This window comes from Enterobacter sp. kpr-6 (assembly GCF_900116015.1).
Classification (GTDB): Bacteria; Pseudomonadota; Gammaproteobacteria; order Enterobacterales; family Enterobacteriaceae; genus Enterobacter_D.
The window spans coordinates 939,494-961,537 of sequence record NZ_FOYH01000001.1; the positions used below are offsets into that span (position 1 = coordinate 939,494).

25 protein-coding genes are annotated in these 22,044 nt (G+C 54.6%); all 25 read left to right on the forward strand.

All coding sequences use genetic code 11. The features are described 5' to 3' along the window. The first annotated feature begins 17 nt into the window (after positions 1-17). The 25 genes from BM373_RS04500 to BM373_RS04615 all read left to right on the forward strand — a co-directional run bounded on the left by BM373_RS04500 (position 18) and on the right by BM373_RS04615 (position 22,011). Positions 18-1,367 carry an anti-CBASS protein Acb1 family protein gene (locus BM373_RS04500; protein ID WP_090459875.1) on the forward strand — a complete coding sequence of 450 codons (1,350 nt, stop codon included), beginning with the start codon at positions 18-20 and terminating at the stop codon, positions 1,365-1,367. Continuing rightward, on the forward strand, positions 1,321-2,280 hold the full coding sequence (locus tag BM373_RS04505) for a phage minor head protein (protein ID WP_090459878.1): 960 nt from the start codon (positions 1,321-1,323) through the stop codon (positions 2,278-2,280). The genes BM373_RS04500 and BM373_RS04505 overlap by 47 nt, the downstream gene beginning before the upstream one ends. A gap of 15 nt (positions 2,281-2,295) precedes the next feature. Then, on the forward strand, positions 2,296-3,564 hold the full coding sequence (locus BM373_RS04510; RefSeq protein ID WP_090459880.1) for a hypothetical protein: 1,269 nt from the start codon (positions 2,296-2,298) through the stop codon (positions 3,562-3,564). A 42-nt stretch (positions 3,565-3,606) separates the two neighbouring features. Beyond that, positions 3,607-4,062 (forward strand): gp53 minor capsid family protein, encoded by a 456-nt coding sequence (locus tag BM373_RS04515; protein WP_090459882.1) that lies wholly within the window; start codon positions 3,607-3,609, stop codon positions 4,060-4,062. Between the two features lie 17 nt (positions 4,063-4,079). After that, the gene (locus tag BM373_RS04520) at positions 4,080-5,183 is read left to right on the forward strand and encodes a major capsid protein (protein WP_090459885.1); all 1,104 of its coding nucleotides are present in this window, start codon (positions 4,080-4,082) and stop codon (positions 5,181-5,183) included. A gap of 9 nt (positions 5,184-5,192) precedes the next feature. Then, positions 5,193-5,495, forward strand: a complete 303-nt coding sequence (locus tag BM373_RS04525) for a hypothetical protein (RefSeq protein ID WP_090459888.1) — start codon at positions 5,193-5,195, stop codon at positions 5,493-5,495. 66 nt (positions 5,496-5,561) lie between these two features. Continuing rightward, a complete protein-coding gene (locus BM373_RS04530) occupies positions 5,562-5,966 on the forward strand; it encodes a DUF7370 family protein (RefSeq protein WP_090459890.1) in 405 nt (134 codons plus the stop codon). Further along, positions 5,966-6,139 (forward strand): hypothetical protein, encoded by a 174-nt coding sequence (locus tag BM373_RS21585; RefSeq protein ID WP_177220110.1) that lies wholly within the window; start codon positions 5,966-5,968, stop codon positions 6,137-6,139. The genes BM373_RS04530 and BM373_RS21585 overlap by 1 nt, the downstream gene beginning before the upstream one ends. Beyond that, complete coding sequence (locus BM373_RS04535) at positions 6,136-6,522, forward strand: hypothetical protein (protein ID WP_090459893.1); 387 nt, start codon at positions 6,136-6,138, stop codon at positions 6,520-6,522. Before BM373_RS21585 ends, BM373_RS04535 begins: the two co-directional genes overlap by 4 nt. A 16-nt stretch (positions 6,523-6,538) precedes the next feature. Then, entirely contained in the window at positions 6,539-6,934 is a 396-nt protein-coding gene (locus BM373_RS04540; protein WP_090459895.1) for a hypothetical protein, read from the forward strand. After that, a complete protein-coding gene (locus tag BM373_RS04545; RefSeq protein WP_090459897.1) occupies positions 6,931-7,317 on the forward strand; it encodes a phage tail termination protein in 387 nt (128 codons plus the stop codon). Before BM373_RS04540 ends, BM373_RS04545 begins: the two co-directional genes overlap by 4 nt. 13 nt (positions 7,318-7,330) lie before the next feature. Next, entirely contained in the window at positions 7,331-8,065 is a 735-nt protein-coding gene (locus BM373_RS04550; RefSeq protein WP_090459902.1) for a phage tail tube protein, read from the forward strand. 30 nt (positions 8,066-8,095) lie between these two features. Continuing rightward, the gene (locus BM373_RS04555) at positions 8,096-8,776 is read left to right on the forward strand and encodes a DUF6246 family protein (protein WP_090459904.1); all 681 of its coding nucleotides are present in this window, start codon (positions 8,096-8,098) and stop codon (positions 8,774-8,776) included. Positions 8,777-8,864: 88 nt separating this feature from the next. After that, complete coding sequence (locus tag BM373_RS04560) at positions 8,865-9,428, forward strand: hypothetical protein (RefSeq protein ID WP_090459907.1); 564 nt, start codon at positions 8,865-8,867, stop codon at positions 9,426-9,428. 11 nt (positions 9,429-9,439) lie between these two features. Then, the gene (locus BM373_RS04565) at positions 9,440-9,628 is read left to right on the forward strand and encodes a hypothetical protein (protein WP_090459909.1); all 189 of its coding nucleotides are present in this window, start codon (positions 9,440-9,442) and stop codon (positions 9,626-9,628) included. Between the two features lie 111 nt (positions 9,629-9,739). Beyond that, the gene (locus tag BM373_RS04570) at positions 9,740-10,267 is read left to right on the forward strand and encodes a hypothetical protein (RefSeq protein WP_090459911.1); all 528 of its coding nucleotides are present in this window, start codon (positions 9,740-9,742) and stop codon (positions 10,265-10,267) included. Positions 10,268-10,330: 63 nt separating this feature from the next. Next, a complete protein-coding gene (locus BM373_RS04575; protein WP_090459913.1) occupies positions 10,331-13,534 on the forward strand; it encodes a tape measure protein in 3,204 nt (1,067 codons plus the stop codon). Next, the gene (locus BM373_RS04580; RefSeq protein WP_090459915.1) at positions 13,534-13,881 is read left to right on the forward strand and encodes a phage tail protein; all 348 of its coding nucleotides are present in this window, start codon (positions 13,534-13,536) and stop codon (positions 13,879-13,881) included. Before BM373_RS04575 ends, BM373_RS04580 begins: the two co-directional genes overlap by 1 nt. Before the next feature lie 36 nt (positions 13,882-13,917). Continuing rightward, positions 13,918-14,622 (forward strand): phage minor tail protein L, encoded by a 705-nt coding sequence (locus tag BM373_RS04585; protein WP_090459917.1) that lies wholly within the window; start codon positions 13,918-13,920, stop codon positions 14,620-14,622. Continuing rightward, entirely contained in the window at positions 14,622-15,341 is a 720-nt protein-coding gene (locus BM373_RS04590; protein ID WP_090459919.1) for a C40 family peptidase, read from the forward strand. The genes BM373_RS04585 and BM373_RS04590 overlap by 1 nt, the downstream gene beginning before the upstream one ends. Then, the gene (locus BM373_RS04595) at positions 15,284-15,811 is read left to right on the forward strand and encodes a tail assembly protein (protein ID WP_090459922.1); all 528 of its coding nucleotides are present in this window, start codon (positions 15,284-15,286) and stop codon (positions 15,809-15,811) included. The genes BM373_RS04590 and BM373_RS04595 overlap by 58 nt, the downstream gene beginning before the upstream one ends. A gap of 9 nt (positions 15,812-15,820) precedes the next feature. After that, positions 15,821-19,354: a TipJ family phage tail tip protein gene (locus tag BM373_RS04600; RefSeq protein WP_090459924.1), complete on the forward strand. Its 3,534-nt coding sequence runs from the start codon at positions 15,821-15,823 to the stop codon at positions 19,352-19,354. A gap of 2 nt (positions 19,355-19,356) precedes the next feature. Then, positions 19,357-20,316: a DUF6453 family protein gene (locus BM373_RS21785; protein ID WP_256214556.1), complete on the forward strand. Its 960-nt coding sequence runs from the start codon at positions 19,357-19,359 to the stop codon at positions 20,314-20,316. A gap of 41 nt (positions 20,317-20,357) precedes the next feature. Then, positions 20,358-21,512 (forward strand): tail fiber domain-containing protein, encoded by a 1,155-nt coding sequence (locus BM373_RS21590; RefSeq protein ID WP_177220111.1) that lies wholly within the window; start codon positions 20,358-20,360, stop codon positions 21,510-21,512. Between the two features lie 61 nt (positions 21,513-21,573). Beyond that, positions 21,574-22,011 (forward strand): LexA family protein, encoded by a 438-nt coding sequence (locus tag BM373_RS04615; RefSeq protein ID WP_090459926.1) that lies wholly within the window; start codon positions 21,574-21,576, stop codon positions 22,009-22,011. The last annotated feature ends 33 nt before the right edge of the window (positions 22,012-22,044 follow it).

Genomic DNA, 22,044 nt, shown 5'->3' on the forward strand with positions numbered 1-22,044 from the left:
AATAACGGACCCCCGGCATGAACAATAACCTTCAACTCGCCGTTAACCATGCGTTGGCTGATGCCAGGTTTGCGCGCGCCCGTATGCTGGCGGCTAACCCTACGATGGGGCTGGATGCCAAACGCAATTCGGCATGGTGCGAATACGGATTCAAAGAGGATTTGACCTTTGATGACCTCTACAGGCTGTACCGCCGTGGCGGTATCGCTCACGGCGCGGTGCGTAAAATTACCGGCACATGCTGGCTCAGTAACCCGGAGATTATCGAGGGTGAAAAGGCGGACGAAACCCGCAATGTGACTGACTGGGAGCGCAGGGCAAAAGGCATTTTTACCCATCGCTTCTGGCGTGCATTTGCTGAGGCAGATCTGCGGCGGCTGGTGGGCCGCTACTCTGGCATCCTACTGCACATACGCGACGGTAAAGACTGGAACCTGCCCGTCACCAGAGGTAAGGGGCTGGAAAAGATTACGGTGGCATGGGCGGGAGCACTTGTGCCCGTGGAATGGGATACTGGCCTGAACTCGCGCACCTACGGGCAGCCGAAGATGTGGCAGTACATGGAGAGGCTACCGAACGGCAGTACCCGGCGCGTGGATGTGCACCCTGACCGCGTGTTCATTCTGGGTGATTACTCCACCGATGCTATCGGCTTTCTGGAGCCTGCCTATAACCCCTTCGTCAGCCTGGAGAAGGTGGAGGGCGGCTCCGGCGAATCGTTCCTGAAGAACGCCGCACGCCAGCTGAATATCAACTTCGACAGAGAAATTGAGTTCAGCAACCTCGCATCCATGTACGGCGTTAGCGTCGAAGAGCTGCAGGAGAAGTTTAACGAGGCCGCCGTTGAGGTTAACCGCGGCAACGATGCGCTGCTGACTACCCAGGGCGCAACGGTGACGCCGCTGGTGTCCGCTGTCGCTGACCCCGGGCCAACCTATAACGTAAACCTACAGACGGCCGCCGCCGCGCTGGATATCCCGACCAAGATCCTCGTCGGTATGCAGACGGGTGAGCGGGCCAGCACCGAGGACCAGCGCTATTTTAATGCGCGCTGCCAGTCCCGGCGCGGCGATCTGTCGTTCGACATCGAAGACCTGTGCGACAAGCTGGTGGCGCTTGGCATTCTCGACGCGGTGCCGCAGAAAACAGTTATCTGGGATGACCTGAACGCAAGCTCAGGCGCTGAGAAACTGGCTTCCGCCAAACTGATGGCCGACATCAATAGCGCTTCCATTGCCACTGGCGAGCAGCCATTTACCGGCGAGGAAATCCGTGTGGCCGCCGGGTACGAAGGCTCACCTGAACCGCTGGAGGAGGACGATGAAGAAGAGGAAAACGAAACCTCCGATTCTGCCGGGAAATCTTAACGATCCCACAGGCGCTGACCGCCTCGAACGCGGCGCGATAAACGAGTTCGGGAGGCGAATAAAACGTATCGCAAAAGCTTATCAGGGCATTCTCGACCGCATACCTGCATCACCCGCCGTAAACCTTCGCTACACCTTCGACCTGGACACCTCGCTGCTTTCGATGCTGCTGGAAAACGCTTCCGAGCTTGTGGACGAGATCCTTTATGGCGGCAACGAAACGAACTTCTGGTACTGGCGCGATTACGTGAATCAGGCGTACCAGCGTGGCACGGCACAGGAATTCGCCAATCTCTCGCAGCAGTCGGCGGTGTATGACGCCGGACGGGAGAACCTACAGCAACTGCTGCTGAGCGAGCCGTATCAGCGCCGCCTGCTGCTGGTGCGCACCCGCGTCTTTGAGGAAATGAAAAACCTCAGCGCACGGGTCAAGTCGGACATGGCGCGGGTGCTCACCGATGGTATGGGTCGCGGGCAGAACCCCCGTGATATCGCGAAGCGGCTCACCGAACAGACAGGGATTGAACTCAGCCGGGCAAAGCGCATCGCCCGCACGGAAATCACCACGGCGCTGCGCCGCGCCCGGTGGGATGAATCAGACGAGGCCGAAGCGCAGTACGGGATTATGACGCGGCAGATGCACCTGTCCGCACTCAGCCCGACGACGCGGCGTAAACACGCACTCCGTCATGCTCACCTTTACACGACTGAAGAGGTGCGCGACTGGTACAGCGTTGACGGCAACGCCATCAACTGCAAATGCACGCAGGTCGCGGTGTTGGTGGATGCTGACGGCAGGCCGTTAAACCCGAACGTCATCGACATGGCGAAGAAGCGGCTGGAGAAGGCGCAGAAAGCCGGTCTTGTCGCCAACCACTTAGATTGCGGCTGCGGTCACCATCACGCCGCATAACAGCGAGAAATCAGCATGCCCTCTCAGATTCATATCAACCATAAGGTCGATAACAAAGCCATTCGCCGCGAAACGTATAACGACCGTGAGCACGTGGTGATCCCGAGTTACACCCTGCCAGCCAACGTCATCATGAACGAGGAGTTCTATCCGGAGGCGGAGATCAGCGCGAACTACCGGACCCTGGAAGGGACGCTGGCCCCGCTGGGCCACCCGATGGTGGATGGTCAGTTCGTCTCTGCTTTTTCCCCTGAGGGGCTGAACGTGGGCTTTATAGGCGCGTGGAACCGCAACGTCAGCCTGCAGGGGAACCGAGTTTATGCGGAAAAGTGGATCGACGTGAACAAAGCCATGGAATCCCCAGGCGGCGTGGAGCTACTGCAGCGCATTGAAGCCATCGAGAAGGGCGAAACGACCGATCCTATCTGGTCCAGCGTCGCCGTATTTCGCGAGCGCACCCCGGCACCCAAAGACCTGCAGGAACAGGGCGCGAAGTGGGTGGTGAAAATCCACGCCATCGACCATGACGCCATTCTGCTTCATGAACTACCCGCAGCGGGACCAGAGAAAGGCGTAGGCCTGATGGTCAACGCTGACCTTGCCACGCCACTAAAAGCCAACTCCGGTGCGCTGGTGGGGGAATCCTACCGGGAGCGTGAACAACGCCTCGATCGTGCGGCTAAGGCCCGGTTCGCACCCGGCGAGAATGAATACGCCTGGGTTGCCGACTTCACCGACAGCCAGGTGGTCATCATCCGCAACGGGGGCAATGCCCAGGTGTTCGGCTACACCTCTGAGGGCGGAAAAATCTCCTTTGACGACACCGGAACACCGGTCGCCCGCCAGGAGTCATGGGTAACCGTCGTAGCCAACAAAGTTAAATCTCTCTTCACCCCGCAGGACCAGCCTGCAACCAACCATCAAACGGAGGGCGACATGCCTTTAACCAATGAAGAAAAACAAGAGCTGATCACTGAGATCGGCAAGGGCCTGGCCGCTAATTTCGCCGATGCGCTGAAGCCTGTAACCGAGCAAATCTCAGCCCTTCAGGCCAACCACCAGCAGCTTGCCGAAACCCTCACTGCTAATTCCCGCGCGGAAGAGCAAACCATGCGTGACGCAGTACAGGCGGTACATGGCGAGCTTGTGGCTAATGCCCTGTCAGGTCCGGCACTGAAAGAGATGTTCAGCAAGCTGGGTACTGCCGCACCGCTGGGCACCAACTCCGCGACGCAGCCGGGCCAGACTGGCGCTCCGGACCCGTCCACTTACTTCCCGGCCTAACCGAGCAGGCTGAACAGTTACCCACTTTTAAAGGAGACCGGCATGGCATCCCGCTATCGTCGTGTAAATATCGACGGGCAGTCACTTTATAAGACTGAAACCCGTACCACTGCCGCAGCCCTTTTGCCGGGCACTGCGGCGACTATCAACGCTGATGGTCAGTTCGCACAGGCTGGTGCGCTGACCGGACGCCTCTACATTATCGACTGCGCCTACCATCAGGGCCTGGGTATTCGTGACGCCGTCCCGGAAGGCGATTCCGCTGTAGGTAACTACGTGGAGGAGGGGCGCGAACTGGCGCTGTTGTGTGTGCCCGGCGCGTACAAAAAAGACAGCCCGATCAAGCTCGGTGCTGCTGGTCAGTTTACGCTGGCCACTGACGATACCGATGCGGTGATTGGCTACAGCCAGGACGAAGCCACCATTGCGGCAGGCGCTACCGATTTCATCCGCGTTCGTATGCGTGCCGGCACTGCCGCCGCAACCGCTGGCGCATAATTTAAGGACACACGCACATGTATTTTTCCCGTGAAACCCTGGCGACTAACCGCCGCCTGCATCAGCACTGGAACTCCCTCTGGGCCCAGCGCAACATCTGGGACACCTCCCACCAGCTTATGGTTAACCAGTACCGCGGCGTAATGGATGCCGAAACGCTGGCGGCCAATGCCCTGGCGGGTGATGGTCTGGGGCGTGAGTTCTGGGCTGAAATTGACCGTCAGGTTATCCAGTTGCGCGATCAGCAAGTCGGTATGGAGATCGTCAACGACCTGATGAGTGTTATGCAGGTTCTGAACATCGGAAAAACCGCCAAGCTATATAGCGTGGTTGGTGATATTGCTGATGATGTGCAGGTCAGTCTGGACGGTCAGCCGCCATACTCTTTTGATCATACCGAATACGACAGTGACGGCGACCCGGTACCTGTGTTCACCGCTGGCTACGGCGTTAACTGGCGTCTGGCCGCAGGCCTGAACACGGCGGGTATTGATATCGTGCTGGACTCGCAGGCAGCCAAGATGCGTAAGTTCCATAAACGTCGCGTTAAAGCTTATCTGGACGGTAACGAAACTATCAAGGTTCAGAACTATCAGTCTCAGGGGCTGCGTAACCACCGCAATACGGCGAAGATTAACCTGGGATCCGGCGCTGGTGGTGTAAACATCGATCTGACCAAAGCCACGCCCGCTCTGGCGCTGGAATTTTTCGGTCCAACGGGTCCGTTCGGACTGACCGCCCAGGCGAATCAGGTCACGGCCTATGATGTGTTGTGGCTGAGCTCGGAAATCATGGCAAACCTGTCGAAGCCGTACACCATTGAGGTCGGTAACGGCTCAAATGCGATCGTGAGCGGTACCGTTCTTGATGCCATCCGCAAATTTATGCCGGTGAAGGATATCCGCATGACCTACGCGCTGAAGGGTAACGAGTTCCTCGCCTATGAACGCCGTCAGGATGTGGTTTCGCCGCTGGTGGGTATGGCCGTTGGTGTCATTCCGCTCCCGCGCCCGCTGCCGCAGAGCAACTACAACTTCCAGATCATGTCTGCAGAAGGTCTGCAGGTGAAACGTGACGACGAAGGCCATTCCGGTGTGCTTTACGGCGCAAACCTGGGCTAAGGAGAAGACATGGCTAAGTACGAAGTGATCCGCCCATGGCACGGGGTGACGGTTGGTGACGTGGTGGAGTTTGAAAGTCTCCACCCGGTATTGAAACCGAACGTCCGCCTGATGCGGGGCGAAGCGGGTGGCACGCTCAACCCGGCGACGCCCGGCGCGGGAAACGATGGCACTGACGGTAAATCCCGTAAAGAGATTATCGCCGCCCGTCTGAAGGAACTGGGTATTGAGTTCAAAGGCAACCTCGGGGCTGAAAAGCTCTCAGAGCTGTTGCCGGATGGCGAGCTCGAAGCGCTTTTCCCCGCTGAATAACAGCCGCCGCTCAGGCGGTTTTTTTATGCCCCGCTCCGGCGGGGTTCCTTGTGTCAGGAGTCAGCCATGGTAAATCCCGAACAGGCGCAGCAGTACCTCAGCGGTCAGGGGATTACCCTGCCTGATTTCGTGCTGGCGGCGCTGGTGGATCAGGTTAACGGTATTGAGGAATGCCTGAGCCAGCATTATGCGGCATCAACAGCAATGCTTATCCAGCTTTACCTGCTGGCACTCATGGGACTGGGGCAGGGCGATAAATACCTCTCCAGCCAGACAGCGCCAAACGGTGCGGCCCGCTCGTTCCGCTACCAGTCGTTTCCCGATCGCTGGAAAGGTGCACTCAACCTTTTACGCGGTCTGGATAAACACGGATGCGCAAAAGATTTGATCCCGCCAGACCCGACGGCGGCCCCGGCTTTTGCTGGCATCTGGATCGGTAAAGGCGGATGCATGAGCAACGGGGGCCGCTGATGGCCCTGATATCCGTCAAGCAGCGTCTGCCGGAGCCGTTTACGAAAGTCTGGGTTCTGACCGACAGCGGCAGGAGGGTGACCGGCTACGTCAAAAGCAACGGCGAGTGGTTCATCTTTTGTCGTGAGATCGCCGCCACAAAGCCGGAAGTACTCCGCTGGGAGGAACCATGAGCGCTACAGCTAACTGGGTTTATACCAGCCTTGTTACGGTCTATCCGCGTGTCTATGACGACTGGTCAGGCACATGGACGACCGGCACACCGTACCTCATCGACTGCACGTGGGAGGTGAACCAGGAGGAGGCGATCGATGATGCCGGGACCGAATTCACCACCAACCTCATCATCTTCACCGAACTGAAGCACAACGGCGCAGACGTGCGTAAACCGCTGCGTAACGATTATGTTGCGGTAGGCGACACCACGGGCGAGCCGGACCCTGTTAAGGCGAAAGGCGACGTGATCCGGGCGGTCAAGATGTGGGATATGTCGTTCTTCGAAGAGGAGCCCGACTACAAAATCCTGACGTCTAACCGCAACTCCCTCGGGGCCTGATTTTACAGGAGTCAGTATGCCGGTTAAGGGCATCAAAAGCGTTCAGATGAACACCAGAAAGCTGCTCGGCCAGATAGCCGGACCAGTGACCGAGCGGGTGATCACCGAGGTAATGATTGTGGGGATCGGCTATGCCGCCCAGATTACGCCGATGGACACCTCCACGCTGGTAAACAGCCAGTTCCGTGAGCTGCGCCCCATACCGAAAGGCATGACCGGGCGTGTCGGTTACACCGCCAGCTATGCCGCCCGGGTCAACGCTGCGCCGGGCACGCTTAAGGGCCAGCCGCGCGCGAATGGCAACGGCAACTACTGGGATCCGAACGGCGAGCCTGAATTCCTGAAAAACGGCTTCGAGCGTGACGGCATGAACGATATCCGGGCAACCATCCGGCGAGGATACAAACTATGAACCGCAGCGAGGTATACGACGCCCTGCGCGTCTGGCTTCAGCAGCACGGCTTCGATACAGGCTACCGCGTGCAGAAGCGATTTTTCATGGAGCGTCCGGACTCGCAGAGCGAGCGCTATCTCATTATCCAGCAGAACGGTGGTGGAGGTGACGAGGAAGCTGTCTCCCGCGACTACTTCCGCATCATCCTGCTTACCGGACAGGATGATCCCGGTATCGATGCCGTGGAAAACAACGCCGATGCAATTCGCCGGGCGATGAGCCTGGAGCATCAGACCGAATGCATCATCCTGATGCAGCCCGTAGGCGGGGTCCCCGCTTTCAAAACCGAAGAGGGCCGCGTGGCCTTCGAAATCACCTTCAGAACCATCATTTCCCAGTAACGGAGTAAAAACTATGGCCGGATGTGAATCAGGTGCATTCACGGGGCTTGCTGTCGCCGTTTATTATGCGATCAGCTGCCCGGAAGTACAGCCTGCGGCGAATCAGTACAAGCGCCTCGGCATGATGCGCGGTAAAACCACGGGTGTGGAATGGGAGACTGCGGACGCGACGGGGGACCAGAGCGCGGCGTTTACCCAGGAGAACATCACCACGTATAAAAACGTGTCATTCTCCGGTGACGGTGTGAGCCGCAAAGAAGCCATTTATGGTCAGAAGGCCATGAAGCGGCATGTCTACAACCCACCAGCCGATACCAGCAACCAGCCCTATGTCTGGCTGAAAATTATTTCACCGCTGGATATCACCGAAGGCCCATTCCTTGTCACGAGCTGGCAGGATGAATCGCCGCATGATGACGTGGCGACCTGGTCGCTTGAAGCATCAAGCGCGGGTAATGTTGATGTGCGCGATGTGGGTGACCTCATCACCATCACAACCCAGCCGCAGAACCGCACGCTGGAAGAGGGTGACACGCTCACACTGACTGTGGCGGCCACCACGACCGGCAATTCCCCGCTGAGTTATCAGTGGCAGAAAGATGGCGCGGACATTAGCGGTGCGACCGCTGCGACGTACACGAAAGCAAACGTGACCGAAGCTGACGACGGAACCTATTCCTGCGTGGTGTCATCCTCCACGGCCAGCAGCGTGTCGTCCGGCTTTGCGAATGTGGTCATCACTGTTTAATAACAGGGGCTCCAGCCCCTTTGAGGTTTTATGGTTATCACTGATATCGGCCAGGCGGTGATCCGTGCTGGTGGTCACGGGATATTCCTCAATCCCTCATTTCTGGCTATATCGCACATGGGTGAGCCGGACGAAATCGTCAGGCTGTATGTCACCGTGCACGCCGGGCACTACCCGACGCATCGGATAAGCGATCCGGCCATTTTGCGCGACGTGATGGCACGTTGCTTTGCCGAGATGGCGATAGCATCTGCCCGCGTGGTCGCTGCGTGCTGTGCAGAGAATATCAGCCAGGTCACCGGCACCTACGCAGTCACAACAAAAGGGAAACTCTCATACCGGCCCGGCCTGCTGCCGGTTGCAGACGTCATTGAACTTGCGCGTCATCTGATCCGTCACGGTGTAATGGGTGACCAGCCCCCGGAGCAGGTGAAGGGGCAGAAAAGCGAGTATTCCAGTAAATTTGATGTCCGGTCATTCGTCTACGCCGCCGTGGCACACCTTGGCATGAGCGAGGCGGATGCCTGGAACATGACAATGACCAGTTTTCGCGCCGCGATGAATGCGAAGTTCCCGGTTAAGGAGAAGGACAGGATCCCGACGGAAGAGGTCTATGATGAGGTCATGGACTGGGCTGACAGGATGGTTGAGATGGATGCGCAGCGGAATGAAACAAAAAACTCCAAGCTTAAAAAAACGTCTGTCAATTAGGATTACTAAAATTCTATAATTGCTGTATACCTTTGTATTATAGATTGTTAAAGGCCTTTTGGAACAGCACACACATTGTGGACAAAAAATGAGCAGTAACTTTCCTTTTGAAGTTGCATTGCCCTCTGATGAGGATGAAGAGGCCATTGAAAGGGCTGAATTGCTATTCAAGCATTTCAAGGAACGCTACGATATGGCGCTTGCTAGCGTTCGTCGTTTGGAAGACAAAGCAAGTAAGATATTTGGTTCCATGAGTACATTTTTAGCTGTGATGTTGCTTATTATAAGATACTGGTGGCCAGACCTTTTTGGAGAGGGGGTTACGCCTCTGAAAGTCATTATCTGGGGTACTCTGAGCTTATTTATGGCATCCTGCATCATTGCTTGGGGCTTTGTATTTAGTGCTATGCAACTCAAAGAGTTCGACAGGCCTTCTATTGATTTTAAAGCACTTTGCGCTTTTTACCTTCAAAAACCACGCTACAATACGCTCAGTTTGTACGCAAAAGAGTATGGTGCCCTTACAGAGAGTATAGAGTCGATTCATCAAGAAAAGGCATCATTGATTAGAAAATCCTGTGAGTCGATATTGTATGCAGGTTGGTTATTTGTAATATTTATAATTTCGGTGACTATACTCAAGGTCTGCTAAAAGGAAACGAGATGAGCGATAACAAAAAAAAATCCACCGGCAAAGATCAAGGTTGTCAGAGGTCAAAAGATTCAAAAATTAGCCGACGCGATTACGTCAAAGATTCTGAGCAAGATATAATGCGTCAGTTTGATACTGATTCTGATGTGCCACCCAGCAAGAAGCTGTTTGAGAGTGATGATAAGCCTGCCAAGAAGTAACCAGACCCGCTTCGGCGGGTTTCTTCATTACTTGAAAACGTCAAATCAGCGGCAGGCGTTGCGCTGTCGTGCTCACCTGATAGGATTAGCCTCATCTTTCATTGATGGGACATGGATATGAAAAAAATAGCCGCTACGGTTTTGTTATCAATTTCGCTGGCGGGGTGCGCCAATAACCAAGGGCTAAATCCTGTTTTAGGAACTGATCGATATAGTGGTAGTAAGACTGTTTTGATTCAGCCTCATGGCGCAGACTGTCAATCAATGCAGTGCATTGCTTTAGGTGCATTCTGGACCGAAAGTGAGAAAGATAAAGCTCTTCTGACTATATCTTTAATAAATACATCAGATTTTATTCGTAATGCTTATCTCGAAATAGACGGTAATCATTATGCACTTAAGGATGGAGGGGATCTAACACGGTATGAGCATCCCCTTTCAAACATGCCGGCATATAGTGAATCAAAAAAAGACTATGTAATTTCGCTTGAGGTGATTAGAAAAATCACCAGCGCAAAAAAGGCTTGGGTGTTTGTTCAGACTGGTTCTGGAATGCTTTCAGATCCGATAGTTGACGCGCAAGGAGATAGTAAAGCCTATTATGCGATGCAAAGATTTATTCAAGCCATACCCAAATGATTTTTTTCATTTTTAAGTAAAACCTCGCTTCGGCGGGGTTTTTTATTGCCTGGAGAATTGTGGATGGAAAATGTAGGCGGCATTTATTACGAGATCAAAGCTGATACTCATGCGCTGCTACAGGCTGATAAGCAGGTAGAAGACATAACGAATAATATGGAGCGCGGTTTTGAGAGAGCGGATGATGCTGCCGACGGACTCAATACCGGGCTTAGCAAGCTGGCGTCTGCCCTGAAAGCATTTATAGCGGTATCTGCATTGCGTGAAATGGCTCGCATGGTGCAAAGCTATCAGGAGATGGCAGAGCGCGTTCAAATGGCCACCTCCAGCCAGGATGAATTTGAGCGAGTTCAGAAACGCCTGCTTAATACTGCCAATGGCACTTATCGCTCACTGGCTGAAGCGCAGGAACTTTACATTCGAAGTGCGGATGGCCTGCGTAGTATGGGCTATTCAACTGAACAGGCGATCGATGTTCAGGACTCTATGTCTTACGCGTTCGTAAAGAACGCCGCTTCTGCCGAGCGAGCTGATTCCGCCATTAGTGCCTTCACCAAAGCGATTAATACCGGAACGGTCTCAGCAGATCAGTGGGAATCTATCACTACTGCCATTCCGACAGTTATTAACGATATTGCAGCGGCCAGTGGCAAATCAGCTGCGGCAGTCCGCGCCCTTGGCGCATCAGGTAAACTTACAGCTTCGGATCTTACCGAGGGCCTAAAGCAATCACTTGAGGCAAATACGGCTGCCGCGGCTGGTATGTCCAACAACCTTGTTGATGCCAGTGTGAGGATGCGGACCGCTGTAACGGCAATGCTGGTGGCAGTCGAAGGGCAGACCGGTGTTATTCAGAGCTTCACAAACAGCATTATCACCGCCGCCGATACGATCCTGAGCTTCTCTGAGAACTCCGAGGCCATGACAGGCTACATCGACAGCGCAACACTGGCCGCCAAAGCATTCGCTCTGGTAATGGCTGGCCGTTACGCCGGATCGCTCAAGGATGCTCTCAGCGGGAAACTGCAATCAATTGCTGCTACTCGTCAGCAGACAGCGGCAGAGAACCAGTCTGCCCAGTCACTGCTTATTGCGGCTAACGCAGCGCAAAGAAAAACCCTGGCCGACAAAGAGGCTGCATTTTCAGCCGTAGCGCTGGCTCAGGCAGAACTGAATGTCGCGCGCGGCAGTAACGCCGAAATGACAGCACTGGAGAACCTGAGCGCTGCGAAATCACGGGCTCGGGCTGCTTCACTGGCGCTGGTTGAAGCGGAAACTGCCCAGGCTGCAGCTTCTGCCAGGGCTGCGAATGCGGCACGGGCTGCATCGGTTGGATTTGGCCTTGCCCGTGGTGCTCTTTCACTGATTGGCGGTCCGGCGGGGGTAGCAATGATTGCTGCATCTGCACTACTTTACTGGTGGCAAACAGCTCAGCAGGCCCGGCAGGAAGCGATTGCTTTTGCGGATGGGCTGGATAAGCTCAATGCCTCCATGAAATCGATGAGCAATAAGCAGCTTCGTGGAGCCATCTCAGATGCTAATTCGGCAATTGAAGGCCAACAAGACGTAATATCTGATCTAACCGATGAAATTAAGGAATTAACGGCTAAACGTGATGACTATATCGAAAAGGGAAAACAGTTTGGCACAACAGTTGAGCAAGGGAATGGCCTGCTTCAAAGAGCTGCTAAATTAACCGATCTGATTAACCAAAAAGAACGTGACCGAGCTGAAATACAGGACAAAATAACCCGTACCACGCAGGCACGAAATGACATGGAGTCCACGCTCAATAACAACATACTTACCTCGATGGGTGTACATGATCAGCTCATTGAAAAAGGCACCACCCTGGAGAAAGTTCAAGGAGCTGTTGCAAGAGCTTTCGGTAACACCGCCGATGAAATCAACCGGGCCAATCAAGCCGGGCAGAACTTTAATCCCAAATCACTACAAATCTCTCCGCCGACTGCTGATGGCGACAAAATCATTCTCAACCTTGAAGAGCAAAACGAACTTCTGAAAATACAGGATGATCGTCAGCGGGCAGTCGCAAAAGCCAGAATGGCGGCGTCTAAGGTTACTGACAACACTAATCAGATCGCGTCAGCTGAACGTCTGGCGGCTGAGAATTACGATCTACAGGAAGCGGAAGAAGCAAGGCGCAAAGCTCAGCAGCAGAGTGAACAGCAGGGAAAAAGCTCAGCCACTCAGATGGAATCCAACACTCAGAAAATTGCTGATTATAAGCAACGCGCAGAGACTGCTGCCGGGGCAACGCAGGATTTATCCCGTGAACAGGCCATGCTGAGAGCTGAGCAGTCTCTCAATAAGAGTGCTACGGCCGCGCAAATTGAGGAAATAAGGAAATACGCTGCTGCTGAATGGGATGCTGCTAATGCTGTTAAGCAGCGTCAGCAGGCTGAGCAAGGTAAAAAGTATGCAGAACAGGAATTAGTAGCGAAGAAAGTTATGCCTGATGCAACAACAGGAATTGCAGGGGATCCACTGGCTCAGATTGATCTTCAGGAGCAACAGAAACTTGCAGCGCTAGCCAAATATCAGGAGATCGATAAGCAAAACACACAACTTTATGAGGATGCCAAAACAGCCATACAGCAACAGGCTGCTAACCAGAGAATGGCAATTGCCATTGATGAGCAAAAAACCTACCAACAAAACCTGAGCCAGCTACTTGGGGCAACATCAGATTCTCTTGGGGCAGTTGCTGACGCGATAGGTCAAGCAGCTGGTAAATCAAGCGCGGCATATCAGGCAATGTTTGCTGTCAGCAAGGGTTTTGCGGTGGCGCAGGCAGCACTGAACATGCAAACCGCGATAGGTAACGCAATGGCTTTGCCATGGCCAGCTAACATTCCAGCCATTGCTCAGGCCGTGGCGGCTGGTGGGCAGATGGTAAGTGCAATTAGTGGGATATCTTACAACGGAGGCCGTCGTTACGGTGGAAACGTCTCCGCCGGCAATGCCTACCGGATTAATGAAAGCGGTGAGTCAGAGATATTCCAGGCGGCTGGTGGTCAGCAGGTGTTCATACCGGACCGATCAGGGAAGGTAATTCCAGCTGATAAGGCGGGTGGAGGTGGTGGGGTGGTGCAGCATATCACCTTCGAAATAAACACCACTGGTGGCATCGATCAGGCAACCATGAAACAGATTGAAGGGATGATGAAACGGGTCGCGCTATTCCACATGAGCGACCAAAGCACTCGACCGAACGGGATGCTGCAACCGAGGACTAAACGCTAATGCCAGAAACATTCACCTGGACGCCGCAAAGGAGTTACAGCGTTGATCGCACACCGAACGTAGCTGTCGTCAAACTCGGCGACGGTTACGAACAGCGCCAGGTTAAAGGGATTAACCCGCTGATGGATAAATACAGTCTGGTTTTCCGGGGTGTGGACGGTAAGTGTCGCGTTAATGCGGCGAAACAGGCCGAGGCTTTTCTGAAAGCGCGAATGGCCGTTGAGTCGTTCTACTGGACACCATCCATGACAGGAGTGCGAGCACTGTTTGTCTGTCGCTCCTGGAATATGGTGAAGAACGGACCGCTGTACGAACTGACGGCCACATTTGAACAGGTACCTCAATAAGCCGCCTCTGGGCGGCTTTTTTATTGGAGTTTTCCCGTGCGCGATATTCCAGCCGAACTCATTATCGAAAGCGTTGATGCCGGAGTCGGCGCTTTCATTAACCTCTTTGAAGCGGATTTGCAGCCTTTCGGCGGCGATATTCTCCGCTTCCACTCCGGCACCAACGGTTATTTCGGCGATGTCATCTGGCGCGGAATGGCTTACCCGGCATACCCGATCGCCGTGGAGGGCTTTGAGAGCAAAAATGAAGGTACTTATGCCCGGCCCATGATGGCGGTCGCGAATGTATCGGGCCTGATAACCGGCATCAACCATGACTTTGACGACATGCTCGGCGTGGTGATCACCCGGCGGCAGGTGCCGGTTAAATACCTCGACGCGGTGAACTTCCCCGGTGGCAACCCGGACGCCGATCCGACGAAAGAAGCCGTATCGCGCTATGTCGTGGAGGAAATGACCGAAGAGACGTTTGAACAGGTCACATACTCACTGGCGACGCCCATTGACTGCGATAACGCCATCGTCCCGGCGCGCACCATTCTGGCCGATGTCTGCCAGTGGGTTTATCGCGGTACCGGGTGCAATTACGACGGGCCACCTGTCGCGGATGAGCGGGACAACCCAACCAGTAACCCATCACTGGATAAATGCTCTCACCGCCGTTCCGGCTGCCGCCTGCGTTTTCCCCGCCCCGAAGCGCTGCCAATCAGCAGTTTCCCCGGCTCTCAGAAGGTTTCCTGATGCAAGAATGTCTGGATTATGCGGCCTCGTCGCAGGGTGAGGTGTGCGGGCTGATTATCGACAGTGCACGCTTGTTCCGCTGCCGTAATGTTCACCCAGACCCGTCGCATTATTTCCGCATCAGCGACAGCGACTGGATGGCGGCGGAAGAGGAGGGCGAGATAACCGCGATTTTCCATTCACATCCCGCACCCGTTCCGGTGCTGTCAGGCGCTGACCGTAAGGCACAGGTTTTAACAGGCCTGCCCTGGTGGCTTGCCTGCGGCGGACGGTTGCATAAATTCCGTCCGGTGCCGCACCTGCTGGGCCGCCGGTTTCAGCATGCCGTCACTGACTGCTACACGCTTTTCAGGGACGCCTATCACCTGTGCGGCATTGATCTGCCTGATTTTGAACGCACAGACGGCTGGTGGTTGCGCGGCGAGAATCTTTACCTAAAGAACATGGCAGCTAACGGCTTCCATCAGGTGGATGCCTGTGAGGCGCAGCCTGGTGACGTGATTATTCGCCAGCCATTTCCCGGCGCGGACCCCTGCCACGCCATGATCATGCTTGAAGGCGGTAAGGTGCTTCATCACGACTGCGCCGGACATCTCAGCAGGCGCGAGGATTACCGCATGGCCTACCTGAAGCAAACCCATTCCCTCTGGAGGCATGAACAGTGCTTATCTTTAGATTTGCGGGGCATTTACGCCGACATTTCCGCCAGATCTCAATGAATGTAGACACGCCGGCGCAGGGGCTTCGTCTGCTGCTGGCCCAGTGTCCGGACTTCAAAAAAGACTTCATGAATTCCCGTATCCGTATACGTGTGGCGGGTGAGGACGTTACAGAAGATAACGCGCGCTGGCATCTGGACAGGCATCTGAATGAGGGTTCCACGGTGCTCTTTGTCCCTGAGATTGACGGCGCAATCACTGCCGTCGCTGCGGCATGGATTGCTGTCGCCGTCTCAGTAGCTTCCGTTGCCTATTCCGTCTACATGTCGCGCAACATGAAAACTAAAACCTCTGCGGAGGCTGCGGAAACCAATACCATCACCAATAACTCATTCACCAGCGCTGAGAACCGGGTGGGCCAGGGCCGGCCAGTTCCCATACTGCTGGGCGAGATGGTGGTGGGCAGCAACGTTATTTCCCTCGGTATCGACACCTCGAACAACCAGGACTGGACAGAAACAATAAGCTAAGGTGGCGTTATGTCTTCAGGCGGCGGTAAAGCATCCACCCCTAAACTCCTCGACGATAATCTCAAATCAAAACAGTTCTACCGCGTACTGGACCTTATCAGTGAGGGTCCAGTCTACGGTCCGGTAGATCAGTCGCACCTGTCGTCTTTTATGCTGAATAAAACGCCGATCACTGATGCTTCCGGCAACGTCAGCGTTAATGGGATCAGTGTGGCGTGGCGTCCCGGCTCGGAATTCCAGAGCCCGATTAACGGTTTCTCTGCAATCGAAGCAACAACGGTTATTAATACCGAAGTGACCTACGATACACCGCTGGTTCGTACCGTCACCGATCGGGATGTTACCCGCGTGCGGTTTAACGTCGGTGTCACCGGTCTTGTGCAGCAGGACACCAAAGGCAACCAGAAAAACACCTCTGTGACGCTGGTTATCGAGACAAGGGCGGCAGGCGGAGCGTTGAGCCCCGCAAAGACTGTCACCATTAGCGGGAAGATCTCCGGCGAATATCTCGAAGCACATGTGATCGATGCGCCGGATATTAAGCCCTTTGATATCCGTGTTCGCCGCATCACCCCCGACAGCGCCAGTGATTTGCTGTCCAACGGCACCATCTGGAACAGTTACAGCGAAATTACCGACGATAATTTGTCGTATCCGTTCTCAGCCATTGTCGGGGCGGTAATCGACCGGGACCAGTACACCGACACGCCGGAGCGCACCTATCATCTGCGCGGGCTGATTGTTGATGTGCCTGATAACTACAATCCGCTCACCCGGACGTACTCCGGGCTGTGGGTGGGTGGCTTTAAAAAAGCCTGGACGAATAACCCTGCCTGGCTCTTTCGTGAAATCGCGAAAAATACCCGCTTCGGTCTCGCCCGGCGTGCCGGTTATATCGATGTTGATGATGGTGCGTTATATGTTCTTTCGCAGTATTGCGATCAGCTGGTGGATGATGGCTATGGGGGTAAAGAGCCGCGTCTGACGCTCAATGCCTACATCACCGAACAGGCCAGCGCCCGTGATATCCTCGACAAAATCGCAGGAATGTTCCGGGGCATCGCGCTGTGGGATGGTATGCGCCTGACTGTGCTGATTGACGCGCCGCAGGATCCCATCGCCGCTATTACCAATGCGAACGTAGTCGAGGGCAGGTTCGCCTACAGCTCAGCAAAACGCTCTGAACGCTATAACGCTGTGATTGTGTCCTGGACCGACCCGGACAATGGCTGGGAGCAGGTCAAAGAGTACGTCTCTGATGATGATCTGATTGCCCGGCATGAGTACAACGAAACCACGCTGGAGGCGTTCGGCTGTACCTCGCGCGGGCAGGCATGGCGCGCCGGGAAGTGGCTGCTGGAAACCGCAAAGCGGGAAACGAAGCGGGTTACGTTTCAGATGGCGCGCGATGCCATCGGGTTCACGCCGGGTGATGTCGTTGAGCTGATGGATAACGATTATGCGGCCACGCGCCTGGGCGGGCGCATTGTTGCCTGGTCCGGGCGCATGATCACCGTTGATGCTGATGTCTCCGGACTAGTATCCGGCGATGACACCATTTCTGTGATGGGGCGCGACGGTAAGCTGGTTAAATACGCCATCACTGGTGCTTCCGGGAAAGTCATCACGCTAAAAACGGTTCCTGCATGGATCCGCGCTGGCACCGTATTTGTTATTTCGACCAGCGAAGTGGCTACACGGCTCTTCCGCATCCTCAGCATCGCGGAAACGGAAAATAACTCGGTTTACAGCATTACGGCAGCACAGCACGATCCGAATAAACAGGCTGTTGTTGATGAAGGTGCGGTGTTTGAAATCCCCAACGATACCCTCAACGGGTATCGCGTGCCGAATATTGAGAATCTGCGGATCCTGAACACCAACAGCGAAACCGTGCAGGTGACGGCAACGTGGGAAACGGCCACCACCACAAAAAAACTGGTTTTTGAGCTCTACGTGTACGCGGAAAACGGTGCTGTCGTGGCGAAGTATGAAACCGAACAGTTTCGTTATGATTTTTACGGACTGAATGCCGGGAGCTACTCGCTTGGCGTGCGTGGCCGCAATGAAAACGGGATGAAGGGTGCGGAAACGCAGGTCAGCCTGATCATCGGTGCACCACGTCCACCAGCATCGGTTCAGTGGATACCGGGGCCGTTGCAGGCAACGCTGGTGCCGGTTATGTCAGTCACTGCCACCACTGATACATCGTTTGAATACTGGTATGCCGGAGAAACGCCGGTACCGCTGAGTGATGACATTGAAAACCTGACCCAGTTTCTGGGGCGTGGCTATCAGTGGACAATCCAGCGCCTCAAATTCGACCACACCTATTACGTCTACGTGCGCACGCGAAATGCGTTTGGCGTGTCCGCTTTTGTGGAAGCGTCAGGCAAACCCACCGATGATTTCAGCGACATCACCGATGCCATCCTGGAGGAAATGGAGGAGACCGAACTCTTTAAGGACATGATCGAGAACGCCGTCGAAACCAGCGAGAAGATTGCTGGCATGGCTGACGACATCAGGGCGAACGCCGACGGTCTGGATGCGCAGGCGCAACAGATCACTGAGCAGGGCCAGCAGATCGGACAGGTCCGGCAGAACGTTAATGAGTTGAATACCGACGTGGATGGATTCAGTTCCTCGCTGACAAACCTGGAGAAGACCGTGGCAACCGCCGACGCGGCGCTGGCTCAGCGCATCGATACGCTAAACGTCACTACAGATTCCATGACGGCAGGCACGAAGAATAACGCTATTGCCATCATTCAGGGCAATCTGGCGCAGGTCACAACCCGCCGGGCACAGACGGCGAAGAACGTGAATACCTCGGCCAGTATCGATCGGGTGGATACCACCATTGCTGATGCCAGCCAGTCTGTTGCACAGGCGCTGGTGGTACTCGATGCTGCCGCTGGCGGTAACGTCTCAAACGCCACCGATCTGGCCGAAACCATGGCGGACTTCACCCAGGCGGCGGCAACTAAAATCAACTCGCTTTCTGTGACCGTGAACGGCTATTCGGCTTCAATCACTACCAACGCGCAGGCGGTGGCCGACATCAACGGCAACCTTAACGCGATGTACTCAATCAAGGTGGGGGTGGACTCGAACGGTGTTCAGTACGCGGCAGGTATGGGGATAGGTGTACAGAACACACCATCGGGGATGCAGTCACAGGTAATCTTCCTGGCCGACCGTTTTGCGGTAATGAGTCAGGTGGGCGGGGCAGTGTCGCTGCCATTCGTCATCCAGAACGGACAGACGTTTATCCGGGACACCTTTATCCAGGACGGAACCATTACCAATGCGAAGATTGGTAACTTTATCCAGTCGAATAACTATGTTGCTGGCTCAGCCGGATGGACTATCCCCAAAAATGGTTCCCCGGAGTTTAACGACGGAACGTTCCGCGGCACGCTGTACGCGACAAATGGCAATTTTTCGTTTAATGGCGTCAGCAATAAAGTAGTAATTAACGGTACCGGCATCAGGGTCAACCTCGACGACGGTGGTTTTCTTCATCTGGGAGACTGGTAATTATGCCATCAGGATTATTACTTGCCCCGAATGACGGGGGGCCACGGATGGAAATTACCGCCGGGCTGCGGTGCCCGTCATACAGCCTGAGCATTCCTGATACGTGGGATGTGAATCAGTACACGCTGCCAAATTATGTTGCCGGCAGCCAGATCGTTATGATGCCCAAGAGCTGTGTTTACTCCCTTAACCGCGGCACCAACCTCATTGCGTCAATAGCCGTGCTCGACAGCATCACCGTTTCTGGCAGCACGGTAACGCAGAATGTGTGGTGGTCAGATAACTGGGGCAGGGCCAAATCATTTCCGGCGACAGTCTGGCAAATACTGCCTGCATCGTCGGGGCGCGGATTGCTGATCCAGAACAGCACCGATTTTATGTCAATAACCGATGACACCATGGTGGGGCAGTGCGTCTGGCGCGGCACGGTGACGATAAATGGCGCATGGACAACACCGGATATTACCGGACTGTCCCGCGATCAGTATCTTGTGTTCGCTAAATGGGATGCGCCGAACGTTGTGATCGACTACGACGGTGCGACGATTCGTGTGCTGGCCGAACGTGACGGCGACGATGTGGCTGCATCTGCAACCCTGCAAATTGCTATTTTCGCCAGTGGGATTGCGCCGGTGCCCGGCCGCGGACTGAATATGATTAACGCCGCAGGAAAATGCGTTTTTTCAACCACAAAACGCCCCTTTGTCTACCGGAACGCGACATGGGCACCCAACTGGAACGGCACCGATATTGGCAATACGATGATCATGCTGGGACGTTACGGCTATGACAGTGCATTAGCGAGCGGCTGGGACTGGCTCAAATTCGCAGGACTGGTCAGAACAGGAAACGTTGTGCGTTGTGGTAAAGGCAAGGTCAGCACAAGCTGGACGGCGAATTACCCGGTTACCGGCAGACGGCTCACGTCGATTGCGGTGCCCTGCATCGACGCCATGTATTAATTCCACCCCTCATTCTGTTAACCCGCTTCGGCGGGTTTTTTATGACCGGAGAAAATATGATTTACAGCACAGGCACTCTTTCAGTCAGCGGCAACACAGCCACCGGTACGGGGACGAACTGGACGGCTGCTGCCAGCCAGGTCCGCGCAGGACAGACGCTGATTGTTCTCTCTAACCCCGTCCAGATGTTCCAGATTACGGCGGTCAACAGTGCCACCTCACTGACCGTAACACCTGCGGCATCCCCGGATCTGAGCGGCCAGAAGTACGGCATCCTCATCAGCGATGCGCTGTCTGTTGACGGTCTGGCTCAGGCTATGTCGCAACTGATTAACGAATATGACGAGAATATTAGCGGGTGGGAAGCATTCGCCAGTACAGCTGCAAACCAGAATATCAGCGTCACCATCAATGGCGTGAGCATGCAAATCCCGGCTTTGGGGAAGCTGGTGCGGAAGGGTGATGGTGGGGTTATTAGTGTTGCTGATGGCGGAACAGGAGCAAATAATGCTTCAGATGCGAGAAAAAATATTCTCGCAGCGGCATCCGGAGACAATATCGATATCACTTCTCTCAGGCTCACCAGTTTTCGGCTGGCCTCTAATATCCTGTTTACTTCAGATTTGGTCGAGGTCGGTGGATCGGCATACCTTGATTTGCAGCCCCGAAATTCCAACTGGGTAAAGCTGCGTATTATCGGTGGCTACAACACCCGCCGCGGCATAAACGGGGTGTTTGGCAGTAGCAGCTTTAACTTCGACTGGGGCGGTCCGACGGCAGTTGGTGCCAACCCCTTCGAACTGTGGGTGGACGGGTCGCGGATTGGGCAGGTGGCGTTCACCACCTCATCAGATAAATATCTGAAAAAAGACATCGAGTATCAGGATGATAATGCCGCGGCGCTGGAAGAAGTCATGCAGTACCGGGCGGCCTCATTTAAATATCGTGCCCGCGGCGTTCTCGAAGAATCAGACACGCAGTACGGCTTTATTGCCCAGGATCTGGTTGACGTGTCGCCCGATGTGGTTCGCGGTAAGGGACTGGAAAATTACGATTACGATCCTGACAATCCGAGGGCAGGGTATTCGCTTGATCAGATGGCCATCATCATGAAGCTGACGCAGTCTGTCCAGTATCTGCAAAAACAAATACAGAAACTTCAGCAAGTTACAAAACAGACTTCATCAGGATCTTGAACGCCCTCTAAAATATAACTACTGTATATAAAAACAGTAATTATAAAAAGGAGGTACTATCATGCAGCTGCAACGTATTATTTTTCCCGCAATTCCGGTCTACATACCAATCTATGGTGACACTATATCAGCCGGCTTTCCCAGCCCGGCGGCTGATTATATTGAGAGCGGCATCGATCTTGTGTCGCATCTCATCCCTCATCCATCATCGACATACACGCTCCGCGTCGCCGGAGATTCAATGATCAACGCCGGTATCCTCGATGGTTCATATCTTCTCGTTGATTTCAGTCTTCATCCACAGCACGGGGATATTGTCGTCGCTAACATCGGCGGTGAGTTCACTGTAAAAAGACTGGTGACTCATCCGGTGGCTCAGTTGCTTGCTGAAAACCCCGCTTACCCGGCTATCCCCATCTATGACGCCGACGGACTCGAAATCGTCGGCGTTGTCATTTCTGTCATCAACACGATGCACCGCAATGTTCGCCCTCGTTGATATGAACTCGTTTTATGCGAGTTGCGAAACCGC